The 20063-nt window shown below is 69.4% G+C and carries 18 protein-coding genes; 4 read left to right on the top strand and 14 right to left on the bottom strand.

Going from position 1 to position 20063, the window contains the following annotated elements:
- The first annotated feature begins 28 nt into the window (after positions 1-28).
- Complete coding sequence (locus tag ASC95_RS32395) at positions 29-1585, top strand: methyl-accepting chemotaxis protein (protein WP_057300897.1); 1557 nt, start codon at positions 29-31, stop codon at positions 1583-1585.
- Here the strand turns inward: ASC95_RS32395 and ASC95_RS27515 are convergent.
- The 4 genes from ASC95_RS27515 to ASC95_RS27500 are packed head-to-tail and all read right to left on the bottom strand — an operon-like array spanning position 1572 to position 7857.
- Complete coding sequence (locus tag ASC95_RS27515; RefSeq protein WP_057300896.1) at positions 1572-4667, bottom strand: efflux RND transporter permease subunit; 3096 nt, start codon at positions 4665-4667, stop codon at positions 1572-1574. The two genes, ASC95_RS32395 and ASC95_RS27515, sit on opposite strands and share 14 nt — an antisense overlap.
- 12 nt (positions 4668-4679) lie before the next feature.
- On the bottom strand, positions 4680-5780 hold the full coding sequence (locus tag ASC95_RS27510) for an efflux RND transporter periplasmic adaptor subunit (protein WP_057300895.1): 1101 nt from the start codon (positions 5778-5780) through the stop codon (positions 4680-4682).
- Entirely contained in the window at positions 5777-7231 is a 1455-nt protein-coding gene (locus ASC95_RS27505) for an efflux transporter outer membrane subunit (protein ID WP_057300894.1), read from the bottom strand. Before ASC95_RS27505 ends, ASC95_RS27510 begins: the two co-directional genes overlap by 4 nt.
- Positions 7228-7857, bottom strand: a complete 630-nt coding sequence (locus ASC95_RS27500) for a TetR/AcrR family transcriptional regulator (protein ID WP_235538071.1) — start codon at positions 7855-7857, stop codon at positions 7228-7230. The genes ASC95_RS27505 and ASC95_RS27500 overlap by 4 nt, the downstream gene beginning before the upstream one ends.
- Positions 7858-8094: 237 nt before the next feature.
- On the opposite strand from ASC95_RS27500, the gene ASC95_RS30985 reads away from it, so the two are divergent.
- Entirely contained in the window at positions 8095-8604 is a 510-nt protein-coding gene (locus tag ASC95_RS30985) for a hypothetical protein (protein WP_157256535.1), read from the top strand.
- 24 nt (positions 8605-8628) lie between these two features.
- Here ASC95_RS30985 and ASC95_RS27490 read toward each other — a convergent pair whose 3' ends face one another.
- Positions 8629-9660, bottom strand: coding sequence for an asparaginase (locus ASC95_RS27490; protein ID WP_057300891.1), 1032 nt, complete (start codon positions 9658-9660; stop codon positions 8629-8631).
- A 32-nt stretch (positions 9661-9692) separates the two neighbouring features.
- Positions 9693-10100: a RidA family protein gene (locus ASC95_RS27485; RefSeq protein WP_057300890.1), complete on the bottom strand. Its 408-nt coding sequence runs from the start codon at positions 10098-10100 to the stop codon at positions 9693-9695.
- 118 nt (positions 10101-10218) lie between these two features.
- On the opposite strand from ASC95_RS27485, the gene ASC95_RS27480 reads away from it, so the two are divergent.
- Complete coding sequence (locus tag ASC95_RS27480) at positions 10219-11127, top strand: LysR family transcriptional regulator (protein ID WP_057300889.1); 909 nt, start codon at positions 10219-10221, stop codon at positions 11125-11127.
- Positions 11128-11154: 27 nt separating this feature from the next.
- Here ASC95_RS27480 and ASC95_RS27475 read toward each other — a convergent pair whose 3' ends face one another.
- Both ASC95_RS27475 and ASC95_RS27470 read right to left on the bottom strand, forming a co-directional pair.
- Positions 11155-11469, bottom strand: a complete 315-nt coding sequence (locus ASC95_RS27475) for a hypothetical protein (protein WP_057300888.1) — start codon at positions 11467-11469, stop codon at positions 11155-11157.
- A 306-nt stretch (positions 11470-11775) separates the two neighbouring features.
- A complete protein-coding gene (locus ASC95_RS27470) occupies positions 11776-13482 on the bottom strand; it encodes a diguanylate cyclase (protein ID WP_057300887.1) in 1707 nt (568 codons plus the stop codon).
- Between the two features lie 38 nt (positions 13483-13520).
- Between ASC95_RS27470 and ASC95_RS27465 the strand changes: the two genes are divergently transcribed.
- Positions 13521-14333, top strand: a complete 813-nt coding sequence (locus tag ASC95_RS27465) for a DUF429 domain-containing protein (protein WP_057300886.1) — start codon at positions 13521-13523, stop codon at positions 14331-14333.
- A gap of 15 nt (positions 14334-14348) precedes the next feature.
- Here ASC95_RS27465 and ASC95_RS27460 read toward each other — a convergent pair whose 3' ends face one another.
- The 6 genes from ASC95_RS27460 to ASC95_RS27435 all read right to left on the bottom strand — a co-directional run bounded on the left by ASC95_RS27460 (position 14349) and on the right by ASC95_RS27435 (position 20013).
- On the bottom strand, positions 14349-14882 hold the full coding sequence (locus ASC95_RS27460) for a hypothetical protein (RefSeq protein WP_057300885.1): 534 nt from the start codon (positions 14880-14882) through the stop codon (positions 14349-14351).
- A gap of 5 nt (positions 14883-14887) precedes the next feature.
- Positions 14888-16309 (bottom strand): amidohydrolase family protein, encoded by a 1422-nt coding sequence (locus ASC95_RS27455; protein WP_162250862.1) that lies wholly within the window; start codon positions 16307-16309, stop codon positions 14888-14890.
- Positions 16310-16338: 29 nt separating this feature from the next.
- On the bottom strand, positions 16339-17172 hold the full coding sequence (locus tag ASC95_RS27450) for a phosphodiesterase (protein WP_057300883.1): 834 nt from the start codon (positions 17170-17172) through the stop codon (positions 16339-16341).
- 8 nt (positions 17173-17180) lie between these two features.
- A complete protein-coding gene (gene rocF / locus ASC95_RS27445; protein ID WP_057300882.1) occupies positions 17181-18101 on the bottom strand; it encodes an arginase in 921 nt (306 codons plus the stop codon).
- Positions 18098-18973, bottom strand: coding sequence for a TIGR00730 family Rossman fold protein (locus ASC95_RS27440; protein WP_057300881.1), 876 nt, complete (start codon positions 18971-18973; stop codon positions 18098-18100). The genes rocF and ASC95_RS27440 overlap by 4 nt, the downstream gene beginning before the upstream one ends.
- A 260-nt stretch (positions 18974-19233) precedes the next feature.
- Positions 19234-20013 (bottom strand): HesA/MoeB/ThiF family protein, encoded by a 780-nt coding sequence (locus tag ASC95_RS27435; RefSeq protein ID WP_057300880.1) that lies wholly within the window; start codon positions 20011-20013, stop codon positions 19234-19236.
- Positions 20014-20063: the final 50 nt, after the last annotated feature.

The raw sequence follows: 20063 nt of genomic DNA, 5'->3' as shown, positions 1-20063 counted from the left end.
TTGCCCAACGGGGGGCGAGGAGGGTGCCATGATCGACATGAACCAATTTCCGATCCGGGCGAGGCTGGCCGCCGTGGGCGTGCTGGCTGGCCTGGGCATGTTGCTGATCGGCGGGTCGGGCCTGCTGGCCCAGTCTGACGCCAGCGGCCAACTCAAGCACTTCGTCGACAACGACGTCGAAGCCCAGGCCCAGCTGTCCAATGCACGCGCAGCCGTCGGCAATCTGCGGCGTTACGAGAAGGACACCCTGATCAACATTGCCGACGCCCAAGCGGTCGGCAGATACCGCAAGGAATGGGACGAGGCCGAACAGAAAGCGCGTAGCGCGCTGGACAAGGTTGCCACTCTCCAGCTGAACCCGCAGATTCTCGCCGCCGTGGGCGAGGCCCAGCGCGCGCTGAAGGCCTATCGCGAAGGCTTCCTGCCGTTTGCCGAGCGGGTCGCCAAGGGCGAATTCCCGGACACCGCCCAAGCCAACAAGGGCATGGAGGCGATCAAGGGCCCGGTGCGGGCGTTGGACAAGGAGCTGGCGGCCCTGACCCAGCTCATCGACAAGAACTCCGAGCAGCAGATCGCGCAGATCGACGCGCGCTTCGCGTCATCTCGCACTGGGCTGGTCGTGTTGCTGTTGGTGGCCATCGCCGTGCTGGCCCTGCTGTTGCACGCCAATTCCAAGTCCATCCTCACGTCGCTGCAGCGCGCTGTCGCGGCGGCTGAACGCATCTCGCGGCAGGACCTGACCGGCGACGTGCAGGCCCGCGGCCGCGACGAGACGGCCAAGCTGATGCACGGCCTGGCCGCGATGCAGAACTCCCTGGTGACCGTGGTGCGCAAGGTGCGTGGCGCCACCGACAGCATCGCCACCGCATCCAGGGAGGTGGCCGTCGGCAGCCACGACCTCAGCTCACGCACCGAGCAGGCAGCATCGAATCTGCAGGAAACGGCCTCGGCGATGGAGGAACTCACTGCCAGCGTCACGCACAACGCCGAGTCCGCACGCCAGGCTGACAAGCTGGCTGGCGACGCCGCCGAGGTGGCGCGCCGCGGTGGCGCGGTGGTCAGCGAGGTGGTCGCGACCATGGGCCGCATCAGCAGCTCATCTCACAAGATCAGCGACATCATCGGCACGATCGACGGCATCGCCTTCCAGACCAACATCCTGGCGCTGAACGCCGCGGTGGAAGCGGCGCGCGCCGGTGAGCAGGGGCGCGGCTTCGCCGTCGTCGCGGCCGAGGTGCGCACGCTGGCGCAGCGCTCGGCCGAAGCTGCCAAGGAGATCAAGGGGCTGATCACGCGCAGCACCGAAAGCGTGGACAGCGGTGCGGCCCTCGTCGCCCAGGCCGGCGAGACGATGAAGGAGATCAACGCCTCCATCGCACGCGTCTCCGAAATCGTCGCCGAGATCAGCCATGCCACCAGCGAACAGAGCACAGGCATCGGCCAGATCGGCCAGGCCATCTCGCGCCTGGACCAGATGACGCAACAGAACGCCGCGCTGGTGGAGGAGTCGGCGGCCGCCGCTCACAGCCTGCAGTTGCAGGCCGATGAGCTGTCGCAGTCGGTCGCCGTGTTCAGGCTGAGCTGACGGCGCCTTCCTCGACCTGCGGACGCTTCTTGCGGCGTGTGAAGCGCTGGATCATGTCGTCCACCACTTCATAGAGCACCGGGATCACCAGCAGGCTCAGGAAGGTGCTGGTGATCAGCCCGCCAATGACGACGATGGCCATCGGGGCGCGGAAGCTCGGGTCGGTGCCGAAACCCAGCGCGATCGGCAGCATGCCCGCACCCATGGCCAGCGTCGTCATGACGATGGGCCGGGCGCGCTTGTGGCAGGCGTCCAGCAGAGCGTCCAGGCGCGTCAGCCCCTGTTCGCGCTGGGCAACGATGGCGTACTCCACCAGCAGGATGGAGTTCTTGGTCGCGATGCCCATCAGCATGATCATGCCGATCATGGCCGGCATGGACAGGTCGGTACCGGTCACGAACAGCGCCAGGATGGCGCCCGGGATGGACAGCACCAGCGCGCCCAGGATGGTCACCGGCTGCACCCAGGCGTGGAACAGCAGCACCAGCACGATGTAGATGCAGGCGACACCCGTGCCCATGGCCAGCGCGAAACCCTGGCCGAGTTCGGCAAAGGCCTCGGCATCGCCGATCTCGGCCTTGCTAACGCCCGGCGGCAGGTTGGCGATGCTGGGCAGGGCTGCGGCCGCGGCCTGCACTTCGCTGAGAGGCATGCCGTTCAGCTCGATCTCGAAGTTGACGTTGCGCAGGCGGTCGAAGCGGTCGATCTGGGCCGGGCCGCTGGTCACCGTCAGCTCGGCCACCTGCTGCAGCGGCACGGGGCCATGGGTGCCGGGCACGGTCAACTGGCCGAGCAGGGCCAGGTCGGCGCGCGCCGCGTCGGGCAGGCGCACGACGATGGGCACCTGGCGCTGGCTGAGGTTGAGCTTGGGCAGCAGCTGGTCGTAGTCGCCCGCGGTAGCGATGCGCAGCGTGTCGGCAATGGCGGCGGTGGACACGCCCAGGTCGGCCGCACGCGCCGTGTCGGGGCGCACGATGAGTTCGGGGCGCTGCAGGCTGGAGCTGCTCGTCACCTGGCCGATGCCGGGCAGGCCGCGCAACTCCTTCTCGACCTTGGCCGCGTGGGCGGCCAACGCGTCGCCGTCCTCGCCGGCCAGCACGAGCTGGTATTTGTCGTTGGAGCCGCCGAAGGTCACCTTGACGCGGGCGCCGGCGATGTTCTCCAGCTTTTCGCGCAGCTCGCGCTCGATCTGCTGTTTACTGATGCCGCGACGCTCGTTCCGGGGCGTCAGGTTCAGCGTGAGCGTGGCCTTGCGGGCCTCGGCCGCGCCGCTCATCGCGAAGGGGTCGCCCCCGGCGCTGCCGCCGCCCACCGCCGTGTAGACCAGCTTGACCTGCTTGTGCGCGGCGGCGGCGGCGCGCGCCTGCTCGGCGATGGCGGCCGTCTGCGCATAGGTGCTGCCCGGCGGCAGTTCGATACTCACCTGCGTCTGGCTGAGGTCGTCCGGCGGGATGAAGGCGCCGGGGATGGCGCCCATGAACAGCGGTGTGCAGGCCGCCACGCCGAAGGCCGCGGCAATGGCCAGGGTCTTGCCCTTGTGGGTGAAGGCCCAGCGCGCGGCGCGCAGATAGCGGGCCATCCAGAACGGTTCCTTGTGCTCGCGCTTGGGCGGTTTCAGGATGTAGGCCGCCATCATCGGCGTCAGCATGCGGGCGACGACGAGGGAGAAGAACACGGCGATGGAGGCCGTCCAGCCGAACTGCACGAAGAACTTGCCGACCACGCCGCTCATGAAGGCGGTGGGCAGGAAGACGGCAATCAGCGTGAAGGTCGTCGCGATGACGGCCAGGCCGATCTCGTCCGCCGCCTCGCGCGCCGCTTCCAGGGGCGTCTTGCCCATGCTCAGGTGGCGCATGATGTTCTCGATCTCGACGATGGCATCGTCCACCAGCACGCCGATGACGAGAGACAGCGACAGCAGCGTCACGACGTTGAGCGTGAAGCCCATCCAGTGCATGACCAGGAAGGCGGGAATCGCCGACAGGGGCAGGGCTACGGCGCTCACAAACGTGGCACGCCAGTCGCGCAGGAACAGGAAGACCACCAGCACGGCCAGCGCCGCTCCCTCCAGCAGCAGTTTCATGCTGCCGTCGTAGTTCTCGATGACGGGGTCGACGAAGTTGAAGGCCTCGGTGACCGTGATGTCGGGGTGGGCCGTCTTCAGCTCCTCGAGTGCTGTGCGGATGCGCTCGGCCACGTCCACCTCGCCGGCGCCCTTGGCGCGCACGATCTCGAAGCCGACGACGGGCTTGCCGTTCAGGAAGGCACCGGCGCGCTTCTCGGCCAGCGTGTCGCTGACCGTGGCGACCTGGTCGAGCCGGACGTGACGCCCATCCGACAGGGGAATGCTCATCGCCGCCAGCTCGTCCGCCGTCTGCACGGTGGCGATGGTGCGCAGCGTCTGCTCGGCACCACCCAGCGTCGCGCGGCCGCCGGGGGCTTCCTGCTGCACCTGCTTGAGCTGGCGTGACACGTCGGCCGCGCTGACACGCAGGGCCAGCAGCCGGGCCGGGTCGATCTCCACGCGCAGCTCACGGCTGACGCCGCCGACGCGCGCCACCGAGCCGACGCCGCGCACCGCCAGCAGACGCTTGGCGACCTGGTTGTCGACGAACCAGGACAGCGCCTCGTCGTCCATGCGGTTGCTTGAAACCGTGTAGGTCAGGATGGGCATGCCCGACAGGTTCATCTTGGTGATGACCGGGTCGCGCAGGTCGGCCGGCAGGTCGGCACGCACCTTCGCGACGGCGTCACGCGTGTCGTCCAGCGCCTCCTGCAGCGGCTTCTCCAGCCGGTACTCGACGGTGACCGTGGCGATGCCGTCCTGCACCTTGGTGTAGATGTGCTTGACGCCCTGGGCCGTGGCGACCGAGTTCTCGATCTTGCGGGCCACCTCGGTCTCCATCTGCGCCGGCGCGGCGCCGGGCAGCGAAGCACTGACGACGATGGTGGGCAGTTCGATGTCGGGGAACTGCTGGATCTTCATCTGCTTGAAGCCGTAGAGACCGGCCGCCGTCAGCATGATGAAGAGCATGATGGCCGGCACCGGGTTGGCGATCGACCAGCGGGAGACGTTGAACATGGGGGCGTCTCCTTACGGGGCCACGCGAACGGTGTCGCCGTCCACGAGGAAGCCCACGCCGGACTCCACGACGGCGGTGCCGGCGGTCAGGCCCGACTTCACCTCGACGCGGTTGCCCTCGCGGCGGCCGATCTGCACCTTCTGCTCGCGCACCTTGCTGCCGTCGATGCGGAACACATAGCTGAAGCCGTCGCGCAGCAGCACCGCCGTCTGCGGCAGCGTCAGCGCGTTGCTCTCGCCGAGCATGAAGTCGCCACGGGCGAACAGGCCGGCACGCAGCGCCTCACCGGGCTTCAGGTCCACGTAGACGAGGCCGTTGCGCGTCTGCGTGTCCACCTGCGGTGCGACGCGGCGGATGCGGCCTTCCACCGCCGGCGCGCCGCTGGGCTGCACGCGCACGACCTGGCCTGTCTTCAGCTGCGCGAGCTCGGCGCCCGGCACCTCGGCTCGCCATTCCAGCCGGCCCTGGCGCTGCAGGCGGAACAGCTCCTGCCCCGGTTGCACCAAAGCACCCGGCGTGGCGACGCGTGCGCTGATGACGCCGTCGTCCGGCGCCGTGATCTGCGTGTACGACAGGCGCAACTGGTCGGCCTGCACGCGCGCCTTGGCAGCGGCCACGCGGGCCTGCGCGGCGGCGTCGGCCGCCAGGGCCTGGTCGATGGCCTGTGGCGACAGCGCTTCGCTGCCCTGCAGCGTCTTCACGCGCTCGGCCGTCTGGTGGGCCTCACGGGCCGAGGCTTCGGCCTCCAGCAGGGCGGCCTTGCTGGCGGCGAGATCGGTCTCCAGCGTGCCGGGGCTGAGCCTGGCCAGCAGCTGGCCCTTCCTGACGCGGTCACCCACGTCCACGAGCAACGCGGTCAGGCGCTGGCCGCCGATCTCGGCGCCAATGATGGCCTCCTGCCAGGCGGTGATGGAGCCAGTGCCGGCCAGGGTCTGGGGCCAGGTGCCCGCCTGGGCGACGACGCGCTTGACGGTCAGCGCCGGCTTGGGCGCGGCGCTTGCGGCCTGATCGGCGGCGAAGACGGGACTGGACAGTGCGGCGACAAAGGCCGCCGCCAGGGCGACGGTCAGGGCGGCGGTCAGGAAGGGAATGCGGATCTTCATATCGGTCATCGCTGAGCGGTGTTCGTGTTCGTTGGGGCGTCGGCGGCGGTCCAGCCGCCGCCGAGGCTGCGGTAGAGGCGAATCCAGGCCAGGGCGTGCTCGGCGCGCACGCTGAGCACCGCGTCGTAGGCGGCCAGCGCGTTGCGGAAAGTGGTGTTGCGCTGCACGCCGCTTTGCAGGCCGGCCTGGGCCTGGGAGAAGGAGCGCAGGGCGATGCCTTCCCATTCGCGCTTGACCGCATCCACCTCGCGTTCGCGCTCGGCACCGGCGGCCACGCGCTGCAGCGACTCTTCCACCTCGGCGACGGCTGTCTGCCACTGCGCCTGCAGGGCCGCGGCGGCTTCGTCGGCGGCAGCCTGGGCGCCCTGCGCGCGTGCCTTGCGCTGGCCGCCGTCGAACAGAGGCAGGCTCAAGGACGGCCCCACGGCCCACATCGACGCGCTGCTGCTGGTGCCGCCAACGCGCAGCCGCGATTCGCCCGCCAGGGCGCCAAGGCTCAACTGCGGCCAGCGCTGCGCCTCGACGCTGCGCTGCTGCTGGATGGCGGCCAGCCAGCGCTGGTGGGCGGCGGCCACGTCCGGGCGCTGCGCCAGCAACTGGGCGGGCAGCGCATTGACGTCAAAGGTCGGTGCCCTGGGCTGGCCGCGCCTGAGCTCGAAGCCGGTGCTTGCGACAGCGGGTGGCGCGAGGTCCGCAGCCAGCAGCTCGGCGCGTTCGCCGCACAGCAGGGCGAGGGTCTGCAGCGCGATCTGGGCCTCGGCCCGCCATTGGCTGCGGGCCGCCGACGCGATGGCGCGATCGGTGTTCAGCAGGGCGGCGTCGCTGGCGCTGATCAGGCCCGCCCTCTGCTGCTCGCGGGCCCAGGTGGTGATCTGTTCGGCAAAGCGCAGGTCCAGTTCGGACGATTCCTCGTGGCCCTGGGCCAGGCGCAGTTGCACATACGCCTGGGCGACGTCGGCGGCGAGGCTGACGCGCGCGGCATGCCAGTCCGACGTTGCGGCCTGGGCCTGCAGGTTCTCGGCCGCTGCGGCGGCGCGCTGGCCGCCGAAGAGGTCGATCTCCCAACTGGCGTTGAACTGCGCGCTGCCCTGGGTGCTCAGGCCGGGCACGGCGTTGAGGTTGCGGCCGCGCTGGGCCTGGGCGTTGGCGTTCAGCTGCGGCAGCAGGGCGGCGCGGGCCTGCGTGGCGTTCGCCTCGGCCTGGCGGCGACGGGCGGCAGCCTGGGCCAGCGTCGGGCTGTTGCCTTCAGCCCGCGCCACCAGTCGGGCCAGTTCCGGGTCCTTGAAGGCGCCCCACCACTCGGCCAGGGCCGCGGTGTTGCCACCGTGCGGCAACGGCGAGCGCCAGGCCGCGGGAATGGCGGTCGCGGCGGGCGCGACGGCGGGCGGCGCCGTCATGCAGGCGCTCAGCAGCACCAGCAGGGGCGCGGCAAGGAGAAGGCGTCGTCTGGAGGAGTTCATGGGGCGGCGTGTTTAGCGCTTTCGTAGGCAACCAGGGCGCAGCCCCAGTCGGCGAGGCGGGCGCAGGTCTGTTCGAGCAGGGGGTCGTCGGCCAGCAGTTCGGGGTGGAAGGCGTCGAGCATCGGCCGGGTCATCGAGTAGTCATGGGCCATGGCCTGCAGCCCCATGGCGAGCTGGTGGATGGCGGCCGTCGGCTCGGCCAGGCCGGCGTGGCGGGCCAGCAGGCGGGCGAAGCGGTCGAAGATGGGCCCGACCTCCTGGGCCACCGTCTCCATGAAGATGGGGCTGGGGGCCTGCATCTCGCGGAAGAACATCTGGGCGCTGCAGGCGCCGTCGTCGAACAGGAAGGGCTGCAGGAAGCGGCGGATGGCCTCGTGCAGCGACAGATCGGGGGCGTCGAAGCCGGCGAGTTGCTGCTGCAGTTCCTGCACGGGCAGGCGCAGCACCTCCCGGTAGAGGCCGTCCTTGTCAACGAAGTGATAGTGGATGGCACCCGGGTTGACACCCGCCGCGGCGCAGATCTCCCGCGTCGTCACCGCGTCGAAGCCGCGTTCGCCGAACAGGCACATGGCCTCCCGCAGCAAGCGCTCGCGCGGCGGCAACGGGTCGGGCGAGGGAGGCTTCACGGCACGCATGGGCCTGGACTGTAAAGCCAATCAAGCGCTTGCTTGGTCGCGTTTTGTATCGTTTCTTATCGACTGGCGACTGACACGCCGCCGCACAAGGCGCCAGATGGGCTCAGCCGGCAGGGGGTGCTTCCGGCACGGGAACGGTCTTTGCCGGCCTGCACGGGCGGCGTTGGCCGCGCCGCGCTGCCAGGTGATGGCAGCGTGAACCGCTTCATCAACCTTGGAGAGTTCATCATGAGCAAGAAATTCAACCCCTTGTCGACGACCGTTGCGCTGGCGACAGCCGCGCTGGTGATTGGTGTCGCCGGCTGCGCATCCACGCGTTCCAGCGACGAAACCGCCGGCCTGTCGCGCGATGCCGATACCACCCCGACCCTGGCTGAGGCCACGCCCACCAATCCGCTGGACAGGACGAGCGAGCCCAATCCCGTGGACACGACGACGACGGTAGCGATGCCCGCCGAGACCCCGGCCCCGGCGGCACCTGTGGCCAGCATCGAGTCGCAGCCTGCGACGACTACGACCACCACGACCAGCGAGGCCTCGCCGCCGATCACGCCGGCGACGGATGTCAGCGCCGCACCGCCCATGCCAGCCCAGACGCAGTCGAGCACGCCTGCCTACCCGAGCAGCACCGACACGACGACGTCCAGCACGACCACGACGGCCACGACCGACACGTCGACCAGCGGCTACAGCAACAACGCTGATCAAGCCTTGCCGCCGCGCCGCGACCGCCACTGAGGCAGTCGGCAGTCAGTGGTGTGGCTAAGGTGCGAGCGCTTGGGTGAGCGCTTGCGCCGGCCTCAGCGAGCCGACGTCGATGCCGCGCCAGTTGCGCAATTGCAAGTGGCTGTAGCTGCGTAGCAGCTCGTCTTCGGTCTTCAGCAAGGTCCGCGCGACTGCGGCCATCACGGCCTCGGCCGCGCGGGCAGCCCCGTCGTCGATCTTCAGCGCGATACCCAGGCCCAGTTCCGGCAGCGCCGCGCAATACACGCCCTCGGCGCCGATCTTGCAGAAGATGCGCTCGCCGAAGGCCTGCATGACGCGGGTGTCGAAACGGTCCGTGCCGCCCACCATGAAGGGCGCCACGGCGGCGGCTTGGCGCAGCGTGCGCGCGGCGCGTGCGTTGGCGTCGGACAACCCCTGGCCGGTGCCGCAGCGCGCGAAAGCCAATGCCAGTGATCGCAGCGGCAAGGCAAAGGTCGGGATGGAGCAGCCGTCGATGCCACGCGGTGCCTGCTCGACGTTCACGCCGGTTGCCGCCGACAAGGCCGAAGACACTTCGCGCATGACAGGATGTTCAGCCGCGACATAGCCGCGCGCGAACTCGGCCGGCTCGGCGCCCGCACGGCGCGCCATCAGGCAAGCCACGCAGACAAAGCCGCTGTGCTTGCCCGAACAGTTGTTGTGCAGCGGCGTCGCGACCTCGCCGCGCGCCGCCATGCCGCGCAGCACCGGCTCGCGGCTGGGCCATTGCGTGCCGCATTCCAGCGCGTCGGTCGTCAGTCCCAACTTGGCCAGCACGCCGGCGGCTGTGGCCACGTGCTCGGGTTCGCCGCTGTGCGAGGCGCAGGCCAGGGCCAGTTCGGCATCCGTCAACCCGAAGGTTTCGGCGGCACCACTGGCCACCAGCGGCAAAGCCTGCAGCAACTTGACGGCCGAGCGCGGGAAGATGGGGCGATCGATGTCCCCGAGGGCCGTGTGCACGGTGCCCGACGCATCAACGATGGCCAGGGCGCCGGCATGAAGGGACTCGGCGGTGCTGCCGCGCAGGACTTCGATGAGGACAGGGTTCATGGGCCGCTCGGACGGTACGCGAAGGCGTGAGCCTAAACCGCCGGCGCCATCTCCGGCAGCTTGGCCACCACCTTGATCTCGAACTTGAAGCCATACAGCCAGGTCACGCCGACGCCGGTCAGCGTGGGGTAGGGCGCCTCACCCCAATACTCGGGCACGACGGCCCAGATCTTCTCGAAGTTGGCCTCGGGATCGACGATGTAGACGGTCACGTCCTGCACGTCCGCGAAGCTGCAGCCGGCAGCGGTGAGCACCGCGTTGAGGTTGTCGAAAGCCAGCCGCACCTGGGTCTCAAGATCGGGTTCGGGCGAGCCATCGGGCCGGCTGCCCACCTGGCCCGACACGAACAGCAGGCCGTTGGCGCGCACCGCCGGCGAATAGCGGTTGCGCTCGTACAGGGCCTGGCGGCCGGCGGGGAAGACGACGTCGCGTCGGGTCATGGCGATCTCCAGAAAAGACGATGACTGCACTCTAGGTAACGGCTCGCTTTCGATCCAGACGCTGCGGCGGACACCACTGTTTTGCCGCACTGGACAATCGCGACCCGAGGAGGGCGCGATGGACCGCTTTGATGCCATGCAGGCGTTTGTGCGAGTGGTGGAGGCGGGCAGCTTCACCAAGGCCGCCGAGGCGCTGCAGCTCAGCCGCACGCGGGTGACCCAGCTTGTGCAGGAGCTGGAGGCGCGGCTGCGCGTGCGCCTGCTCAACCGCAGCACGCGGCGCGTGCAGGCCACCGCCGACGGCGCTGCCTACTACGCGCAGGCCGTGCGCCTGTTGGCCGAGCTGGACGAGGTGGAGAGCAGCCTCGCCGGCGCGTCGGGCGTGCCGCGCGGGCGCCTGCGTGTCGACGTGCCCAGCCCGCTGGCGCGGCTGGTGCTGGTGCCGGCGCTGCCGGGCTTTCACGCGCGCTACCCGGAGCTGGAACTGGAACTGGGCGTCAGCGACCGCTTCGTGGACCTGATCGGCGACAACGTGGACTGCGTCGTGCGTGGCGGCGAGCTGGCCGACCCCTCGCTGGTGGCGCGCCGCGTCGGCGCGCTGCAGCTCGGCGTGTTTGCGGCACCGACGTACCTGGCGCGTGCGGGCGTGCCGTCCCACCCGCGCGAGCTGGAGGGCACGCACCATCGCGTCGTGGGCTATCGCGGCGCCCGCGCAGGCCGGCCGCTGGCCTACGCAATGACGCGCGGCGTCGAGACCGTGGAAGTCGCCGGCCGAGCCACGCTGACGGTGGACGACGGCAATGCCTACCTCGCCGCGGGGCTGGCCGGCATCGGCCTGCTCTGGTTGCCGCGCTACATGGCCGATGCGCACGTCGCCGCCGGTGAGCTGCGACCGGTCTTCGAGGACTGGCGCCTCGCGCCGATGCCGCTGTACCTGGCCTACCGGCCCAACCCCCATGTCAGCGCGCGGCTGCGCGTCTTCATCGATTGGGTCGTTGCGCTGCTGGCGCGGCAGCTGCCACGCTGACGGGCTCAGTGCAGCGTGGCGAGAGCATCAGCCGGCTCGCGTTTCTGAGGTATCTCCGCGGGCTTCGATTCTCTTCTTGACCTCCGCCTCGATGGCATCCATAGCCTCGGGCTGAACGCGATGGGTGTATTGCTTGCGCCGGTTGCTAGAGAGGGCACCGTTCTGCTCGAACGCGCTCACGATGAGCGTCGCCAGATCCGAACCGCGGAGATCGAAGCGGTCGTTGATGCTCCGATGAACTGCGTCGTAGTCCGCGAGGTACTGCGCCTCGTGAAGCAGGTCATGCTCCAGGGCATCCTTGGCCATCCGAAGTGTGAACTCCACGCAGGGCGTGACGTCCATGAACCTGAATGCAGACGCCGCTCGTGCATCCCAGTCATACGGATAGTCCTCGCCGCCCAGCCAAGTTACCTCGCAGAGCGAGCGTGCTGGCCGGCTGAATGAGGTCAGCCAGGCATACCCCACGGGACCCGCAGGCCGGAGCGGCATTTGGAGGAAGGGGGGGCGTCACGCCTGCCATCACACTTGTGTTTTTTTTAAGATCACAGCGATTTTCTTCAGATCGCGTGTGGTGGCCAACTTTTTTTTAAGTCAGCCGGCGGTGTTCAACGAGGATCCATAGGTGCCCGCTTGCCTTCGGTGGGCGCTTCAGTCCACATGCACCCGATTGCGTCCACCCCGCTTGGCCGCATACAGCGCCTGGTCCGCCCGCAGGAGCAGGCTGTCGCCCTGATGCTGCTGCGGCGCGCCGCCCGAGATGCCGACGCTGATGCGCACCAGCAGGCCGGGCGTGACGGCGGCCCAGTCGTGCTCGACGACGGCCAGGCGCAAGCGCTCGCAGATCTCGGCGGCCTGTTGGGGGGCAATGCCCACCAGCACGGCTAAAAACTCCTCGCCGCCGATGCGGGCCAGCAGGTCGGCGCTGCGCAGGCGGTGGCGCAGCAGCTGGGCGAGCTGCTGCAGCACGGCGTCGCCGACGGCGTGGCCATGGCTGTCGTTGATGCGCTTGAAATGGTCGACGTCCAGGGCCGCGACGCTGATGACCTGGTTGGCCATGCGCGCGCCCTCAACGAGCAGCGGCAGGGCGAACTCCGCGTGGCGGCGGTTGTGCAGGCCGGTCAGCACGTCCTCGTGGGCGGCGCGGTCCAGGGCCATGGCGTGCTCGCGCAGGCGCGCCTGCTCGGTCTCCAGATGCACGGCGCGGGCGCGTTCGCGGCGGGCGTCGGCGGTGGCGCTGTCGGCGCGGGCCTGGGCTTGCTCGACCTGGTCGCGGATCAGGATGACCTCGGTCTGCAGCACGAGGTTGTCGCGCGAGATCTGGCGGTCCAGGCCGACGAGTTCCTCCAGCCAGGCCAGGGCTTCGCGGTATTGGCCGCAGGCCTTGTAGGTCTCGTACAGCGAGCGGATCAGCAGGCGGCGCAGCTTCGGCGGCGGCTCTGCGGCGGCGTGCAGCAGCGCCTCCAGGATGCGCGCGGCCTGCAGGGGCTCGCCCTTCAGGCGCAGGAAGACGGCGCGCTGCGCATCGGCCTCGACAGCCAGCGTGCGGTAGCCGTGGTCGTGGGCGAGATGGCCGAATTCGTTGAGCAGCGGCAGCGCGTCGTCCAACAGGCCGCCCGCCAGCAGCGCGTTGACCAGGTTGGACACGGCCACCGCCACCTGGAAGGGGCTGCCAGACTGGCGGGCCAGCGTGGTGGCCTGGTCGGCGGTGCGGCGGGCACTGGCGACAGCGTCGGCCAGGGCTGCGGCGTCGCCCAAGGCCCGGGCCTCCTCGACGCGGCGCAGCCAGAAATAGGCCAGGTTGTTGTGGCAGGAGAACAGCACCTCGGCACAGTCGGTGCTGGCGGCGATCTCCAGCGCCTGCCCGGCTGATGCACAAGCCTGAGCGGGGTTGTCCAGGCTGGAATAGGCGACGCCGACGCGGTTCAGCGCCCAGGCCTCGCGCACCGGGTCGGCGGCGCGGCGCGCGGCAGCCAGCGCCTTCATGCCTGACTCCAGCGCCTCGCGTCCCATCAGCAGCTGGCCGTAGACATAGCACTGGCTGGTCAGTGCGTCAGCCCGCAGGCCGTCGTCGTTCAGGCGTTCGGCCAGCGCCAGGGCTTCCGTCGAGCAGCGCGCACTCGCCGTCAGCTTGCCCAGGCGCGGGTATTGATGTGCCAGCAGGGCCAGCGTTTGGGCGCGCCGACGCTGCTGCGTCGGCGGGCAGGTCAGCAGCAATTGCTCCAGCGCCTCGCTGGACGCCTCATAAGCCCCGGCTGCGGCGCGCAGGCACGCGGCGGCAAAGGCCTCGTCGAATGTGGCGGCGTCAAAACCGCGGTCTTCGGCAGGCAGGGTGGGGAGGTCGAGGAGGGCTGACATGGGATCGGCCGATTCTGCCTAGGCCCAGAATGAAGGCCATGACGGACATCACTGTTTTCGGGGTCGACTTCACGAGTGCGCCCCGGCGTGTCAAGCCGATTCGTATCGCCGCCGGGCAGCGACACGGTTCGGTTGTCCGTTTGTCGGCATTGACAGCGTTGGACAGCCTGGATGCCTTCTCGGCTTGGTTGGCGCGGCCTGGGCCCTGGGTGGCCGGTCTGGACCTGCCCTTCGGCCTGCCGCGCGAGCTTGTCGAACACCTCGGCTGGCCGACCGACTATGCGGCCCTGATGGCCCACTACGCCGGCCTCTCACGGGCCGAGATACGCGATCGGTTTGCAGCCTTTTGCAATGCGCGCCCGGTAGGTGCCAAGTTCGCCCACCGGGCCTGCGACGGGCCAGCGGGGTCGAGCACCAGCATGAAATGGGTCAACCCGCCGGTGGCGTGGATGCTGCATGCCGGCATGCCGCGGCTCATCGCGGCCGGCGTGCACTTGCCGGGTCATCTGGTTGGCGATGAAAGCCGAGTCGCGCTCGAGGCCTACCCGGGGCTGCTGGCCCGCGAACTGGTCGGTCGGCGCTCGTACAAGAGCGACACCAAGGCCGCGCATACGCCCGAGCGGCTGATCGCACGCAAGGACATCGTCGAGGGCCTGGAACAGGGCCGCACGCGGCTGGGCCTGCGCCTGAAGCTCAGCCACGCGCAGCGCGACGAACTGGTGGCGGATGCCAGCGGCGACAGCCTGGATGCGGTGCTGGCAATGTTGCAGGCGGCCTGGGCCGCACAGCAGCCGCGCTACAGCTGGCCCGAGGACGTGGACCCGCTCGAGGGCTGGATCGTCGGGGCCTGAAGGCCGTCGAGGCCGCTACTGCCGGCGCGCGATGTTCAGCGCTCGCTGCAGCTCCGCGGCCCGCCAGGGCTGCTCGCGGATGGCACGCTGCAGGACGGCGTCAGCTTGTTCGGGCCTGCCGTGCTGGCGCAGCACGCGGGCGGCTTCCAGCGGATCCAGGTCCGGGATGATCTTCAGGCCTTTGGCCCTGGCCCAGAGCGCAACGAGGAGGGCGATCGCCAGTGGCACTGAAAACAGCCGCTGTTCCGCGATGGGCAGGCCCGAGAAATAGATGAACTTGATCATCGCGGCAATGAACGCCAGCGCCGCGATCGCCCTGCTCAGGCGCAGCCATCGCCGGGGCACCATCGGAAAGGCGATGCCCAGTCCGGCGCCCACCAGCGCCAGGCCGAAGACACCGACCGCCCAATCCCGGGGCGAGGGCAGCAGGCCGCGGCGCGCGCCCGGGCGTGGATGGGCCTCGATGACGCCCAGCGACAGCAGCAGGATGTAGGCGCCCAGGCCGATGAAGAGCAGGGCGGCCCAGCGGGGGAAGGTGCGGCGGCGCATGGACTTCAGCGCAGTCCGACCTGGCCCTTCCAGGCATTCAGGATCTTGGCGCGGTCCCAGGCACGGCCGGCCTTCATGGTCCAGGCGACCTCGGGCAAAGCCGGCTTGGCCGCATCGAGCGGCGCAGCGAAGGCCACCAGGTCGGCGCGCAGGCCCGGTGCGACCCGGCCGATGTCGGCGCTGCGGCCCAGATAGGTTGCGCCATTGGACGTCATGATCCGGACCGTGGTCGCCGCGTTGAAGCCCGCCTCACGCAGCAGCTCGAACTGCCGCAATGATGACCAGCCGGGAATGACGCCGCCATAGCCCGTCGGATCGGTGCCCGCGACGAGCAGGCCGCCCGCGTCGTGAAAGCGCTTCTCCCAGACCATGTTCTTCGCAAAAATGCGGCCATGTGGGTTGGGCCCGCCGCGCTGGATGGCGGTGTAACGCAGCACGTATTGCTCGCGCAGCTGCGGCATCAGCAGGTCCAGCGCCGCGGCCGGGGCCATCGGGCGGCCATGGGAGAAGGTCTCGAAGATGGTCAGCGTCGAGGTGAGGGCCACCTTGCGTTCGATCATCTGGCGCTGCAGGGCCGCCATGCGCGGGTCGTCGACGGCCAGTGCGTCGAGCGACTTCGGCACCGCGTCACCGCTCGGGCAGGCGTCGGGCTGCTTGCCGTCGACGAAGTCGCTGGCCGCAAAGAAGCCATGCTCCAGGTTGTCGATGCCCATGGCCGTGGCTTCAGCGTAGGTCACCGCACACAGATGGGCCGTGACCTTGGCCTTGCGCTCGTGCGCGGCCTTGACGATCGCGTCGAGCTGCTCGTGCGTCAGGTGCATATAGCCCTTGTAAGAGGTCGCGCCGACATCGGCCCAGTAACCCACCTGGCGTACGGCGTCGTCGGCCGATGCGAGCCGCGGCACTTGGGCGACGAAGGCCTGGATGCCATTCAGGAAGGGCGCCGTCACGTCCAGGTCCGGCCCTGGCGCCTTGCCGTCACGGATGTCCTTCCAGGTGTTGAGGTCGGCATAGGGGCTCATGCTGCCGGCCGTGCGCATCGTCGTCACGCCGCCGGCGAGATACAGCAGCGGGAAGCTCTGGAAGAAGGCGCCGTAGCTGCCGCGCTCGGTCGGGTAGAAGAGGTGCTCGTGCAGCAGCACGAAGCCGGGCATCAGCGCGCCGCCGGCGAGATCCTTCACCAGCGCGCCGGCTGGCGCCCTCAGCTCGGCGTCGGGGGCCACCGAGGCGACGCGGCCGTCGCGGATCAGCACGCTCATGTGCTCGCGCGGTGCACTGCCTGTGCCGTCGTAGAGCTGCGCGTTGCGCAGCAGCGTGACGGGGGCGTGGAAGAGGGTGTAGCGCTCGGTATCGCTGGGGGCCTGGGGCGCCTGGGCAAAGGCCTGAACGGCCCATGAAAGTGCGATCAGTGCGAGCGGTTTTTTCATGCGCGGCATCCTCGCATGCACAGGCGGTTTCACAGGTCGGCGATGCGCTCGTGTTCCCCTGCCAGCGCGAGATGGCTGACCAGCGGCAGGCCTGGCCCCCAGGCGTGGATGAGCCAGCCGGCGGGCTCCAGCGCCAGGGCCAGCGGGGCGTCGGGCGCGAGGTCCAGTGCGACCTGGTGGGCGGTGGAAGGCGCGCTGATGACCGCGGCATGGGCGATGCGGCCCAAGGTCATGCGGTGCAGATGGCCGCAGACGACGCGCTGCACCTGCGGGTGGCCGGCGATCAGCGCCTCGAAGCCGGCCAGGCCCGCTTGCAGCGACATCGCGTCCATGGCTGCAAGGCCCGTGGCGTGCGGCGGGTGGTGCAGGGCGACCAGCGTGGGCATGTCGGGTCGCTCGGCGAGCAGGGCCTGGGCTTGCGCCAGGCGCGCCTCGTCGAAGCCACCCTCGGGCCGGCCGGGCACCAGGCTGTCGAGCACGACCAGGCGCAGCGGGCCGGGCAGGTCCAGCGCGTACTGGATGGCCGTCGCACCGGGTTCGCCGCGGTGCACGCGGGCCAGGCCCGCGAAAGCCTCCTGCAGCGGGCCACGCGCATCGTGGTTGCCGGGCAGCAGCGCAAGCGGCAGGCCGGCGTCGACCAGCGGCATCAGCAGTTCGCGTAACTGCGCGTACTCGGCCGGGTGGCCGGCATCGACAAGGTCGCCACTGACCAGCACGGCCACCGGGCGCGGGCGGATCTGCAGCACACGTTCAACCGCATGGCGCAGTGCCGCGGCGGTGTCGACGCGGCCGGAGATCAGCCGGCCCGAATGGGTGATGTGCGGGTCGCTGAGCTGAACGAGCAGGTAAGGCGTGGCGTCCATGAACGGCTCTACTTGCGCATCAGCGTCGACTTGCCGAACAGGCTTTCGATCAGGTCCACCGCCACCAGCGCCGTCTTGTTCTTCTCGTCCAGCGCCGGATTGAGCTCGACGAGGTCCAGCGAAGCCATGCGGCCGGTGTCGGCGATCATCTCCATGCACAGGTGGGCTTCGCGGTAGGTCGGGCCGCCGCCGACCGTGGTGCCGACGCCGGGCGCCATGACGGGGTCGAGGAAGTCGACGTCGAAGCTGACATGCAGATGGGTGTTGTCGTCCAGCGTGGCCAGGGCCAGCTCCATGGTGTGGCGCATGCCCATCTCGTCGATGAAGCGCATGTCGAACACTTCCAGGTCGTGTTCATGCACGAAGGCGCGCTCGCCCTCGTCGACGCTGCGGATGCCGATCTGGCGGATCCACTTCGGGCTGATGGCGGGCACATGGCCGCCGATCTCGACCAGCTCCTTGGGGCCGAAGCCGCACAGGCAGGCCACGGGCATGCCGTGGATGTTGCCGCTTGGCGTGAGCTCGCTGGTGTTGAAGTCGGCATGCGCGTCCAGCCACAGCACGCGCAGCTTCTTGCCGGTGTCGCGGCAGTGGCGAGCCACGGCGCTGATGGAACCCAGGCCCAGGCAGTGATCGCCGCCCAGCATGATGGGCAGGCGGCCGGTCTTCAACTCCGCGTAGATGGCGTCGTGGGTGGCCTGGTTCCAGGCGACGACTTCCTGCAGATGGCGGTAGCCGTCGGTCGGCGGCAGCCAGGGGTTGGAAGGGCCCGCCAGGTTGCCGCGGTCGATGACGTCCACGCCGCGGGCGCGCAGCGCCTCGGCCAAGCCCGCCACGCGCATGGCCTCGGGGCCCATGCTCGCGCCGCGCGCGCCGGCGCCGATGTCGGTCGGCACACCGATGAGGGAGACGTTTCTGAGTTTGGTCATGGCGTTACAGGGCGGGCCAGTTCGGGTGCGGATTCGAGGATGGCCCAAGCTTCCTCGGCCGTCTCGACGTAGTGAAAGAGCTGTGCGTCGACGGGATTGATCATGCCGGTCTCGATCAGCAGCTCGATGTTGATCAGCTTGGTCCAGAACTCGCGGCCGACCAGCAGGATGGGACGTGGCCGGCTCTTGCCGGTCTGGATCAGCGTCAGCGTCTCGAACAGCTCGTCCAGCGTACCGAAGCCCCCGGGGAAACATACCAGGGCCACCGCGCGCATCAGGAAGTGCATCTTGCGCAGGCCGAAGTAGTGGAAGCGAAAGCACAGCTCCGGCGTGATGTAGGGGTTGGGGTACTGCTCGTGCGGAAGCACGATGTTCAGCCCGACGCTCTTGCCGCCCACCTCGTAGGCGCCGCGGTTGCCGGCTTCCATGATGCCGGGTCCGCCGCCCGTGGCGATCACCACGTGGTTGCCGCGCTCGGCGCAGGCGGCGGTGGCGATCTGCGCGAAGCGGCGCGCCTCCTCGTAGTAACGGCTCATTGCCAGCTGGCGGCGCGCCTTCGCGGCGCCAGCCTCGTCGCTGCGGTCCTCGGCCACCGTCAGCAGGGCCTGGGCGGCCTCAGCGGCCAGGATGCGGGCGCTGCCGAAGATGACGATGGTGGACTTGACGCCCTGCTCGTTTTGCATCAGCTCGGGCTTCATCAACTCCAGTTGCATGCGCACGGCACGCATGTCCTGGCGCAGCAGGAAGCTCTCGTCCTTGAAGGCCAGTTCATAGGCGCTGCCCGGCCCGTCATAGTCGGGATGGGGCTGCAGCGTGCGGCATTCCTCCTTGGCGGTCGGAAAGTTGCGCGTCGGGACGTCGGTGGGCTTCATGAGCGGTGAGATTGTGGGCAGGTCAACGCTGGATTTTGTGCTTCATTGCGCAGCCGCCGCTGCATGAAATCCGGGGCCGAGCGCCGGGCCGCTCCCAAGCCGGCCCGTCAGGGGCCGCTTGCGGCTCGACGCCGTGAGCGGCCGCGTCCCCTCGGGGGCTGAGGCCGGACACTGCAAGTCCTGTGGACTTGCAGTGCCTGCCGAAGGGTAGCGGCTCTGCCCGCTGCGCGGTCTGCAAGACCGGCTGGGCACGCCCGCGTTCAGCGAGGCGAGACCGGACGAGGGGCTCCATATCCGCCGCCGCAGACCGAGCACTCCGGGTCACGCTGCATGGCGATCTCGCTCCACTGCATGCGCCGGCCGTCCAGCATCAGCAGCCTGCCGGCAAGCGGCTCTCCCACGCCGGCCAGCAGCTTCAGCGCCTCCGCGGCCTGCATGGCGCCGATGATGCCCACCATCGGCGCGAACACGCCCATCGTCGCGCAGGCCACGTCCTCGAAACCGGATTCGGGCGGAAACAGGCAGGCATAGCAGGGCTGCTCACGCGAGCGGCTGTCATAGACGCTGATCTGGCCGTCGAAACCGATGGCCGCGCCCGAGACCAGCGGCTTGCCGTGGCGCACGCAGGCGACGTTGACGAGGTGGCGCGTTGCGAAGTTGTCGGTGCAGTCGATGACGACGTCCACGCGCGGGACTTCCTCGTCGAGCAGGGCGGCATCGGCCTTCTGCGCGAGGGTGCGCACCTGCACGCCGGGGTTCAGCGCCGCCATGCGCGCCGCGGCGGACTCGACCTTGGGTTTGTCGAGGCTGCTCATGTCATGGGCGATCTGACGCTGCAGATTCGTCAGCGACACCGTGTCGTGGTCGACCAGCGTGATGCGGCCAACGCCGGCCGAAGCGAGGTACAGAGCCACCGGCGAGCCGAGCCCGCCAGCGCCGACAACCAGGGCTTTCGCGTCAAGCAGGCGCTGCTGGCCCTCGATACCGATCTCATCGAGCAGAAGGTGGCGGGAGTAGCGCAGCAGGTCGTCGTCCGTCATGTCGGCAGGATACTAAGTCTGCCGCGAGCAAGGTTTGGGTCGCGCCACGA

The organism is Pelomonas sp. Root1217, from assembly GCF_001425705.1.
GTDB lineage: Bacteria > Pseudomonadota > Gammaproteobacteria > Burkholderiales > Burkholderiaceae_C > Pelomonas.
Note: the sequence above shows the minus strand (reverse complement) of the source record. Positions and strands in the feature narration are given on the sequence as shown.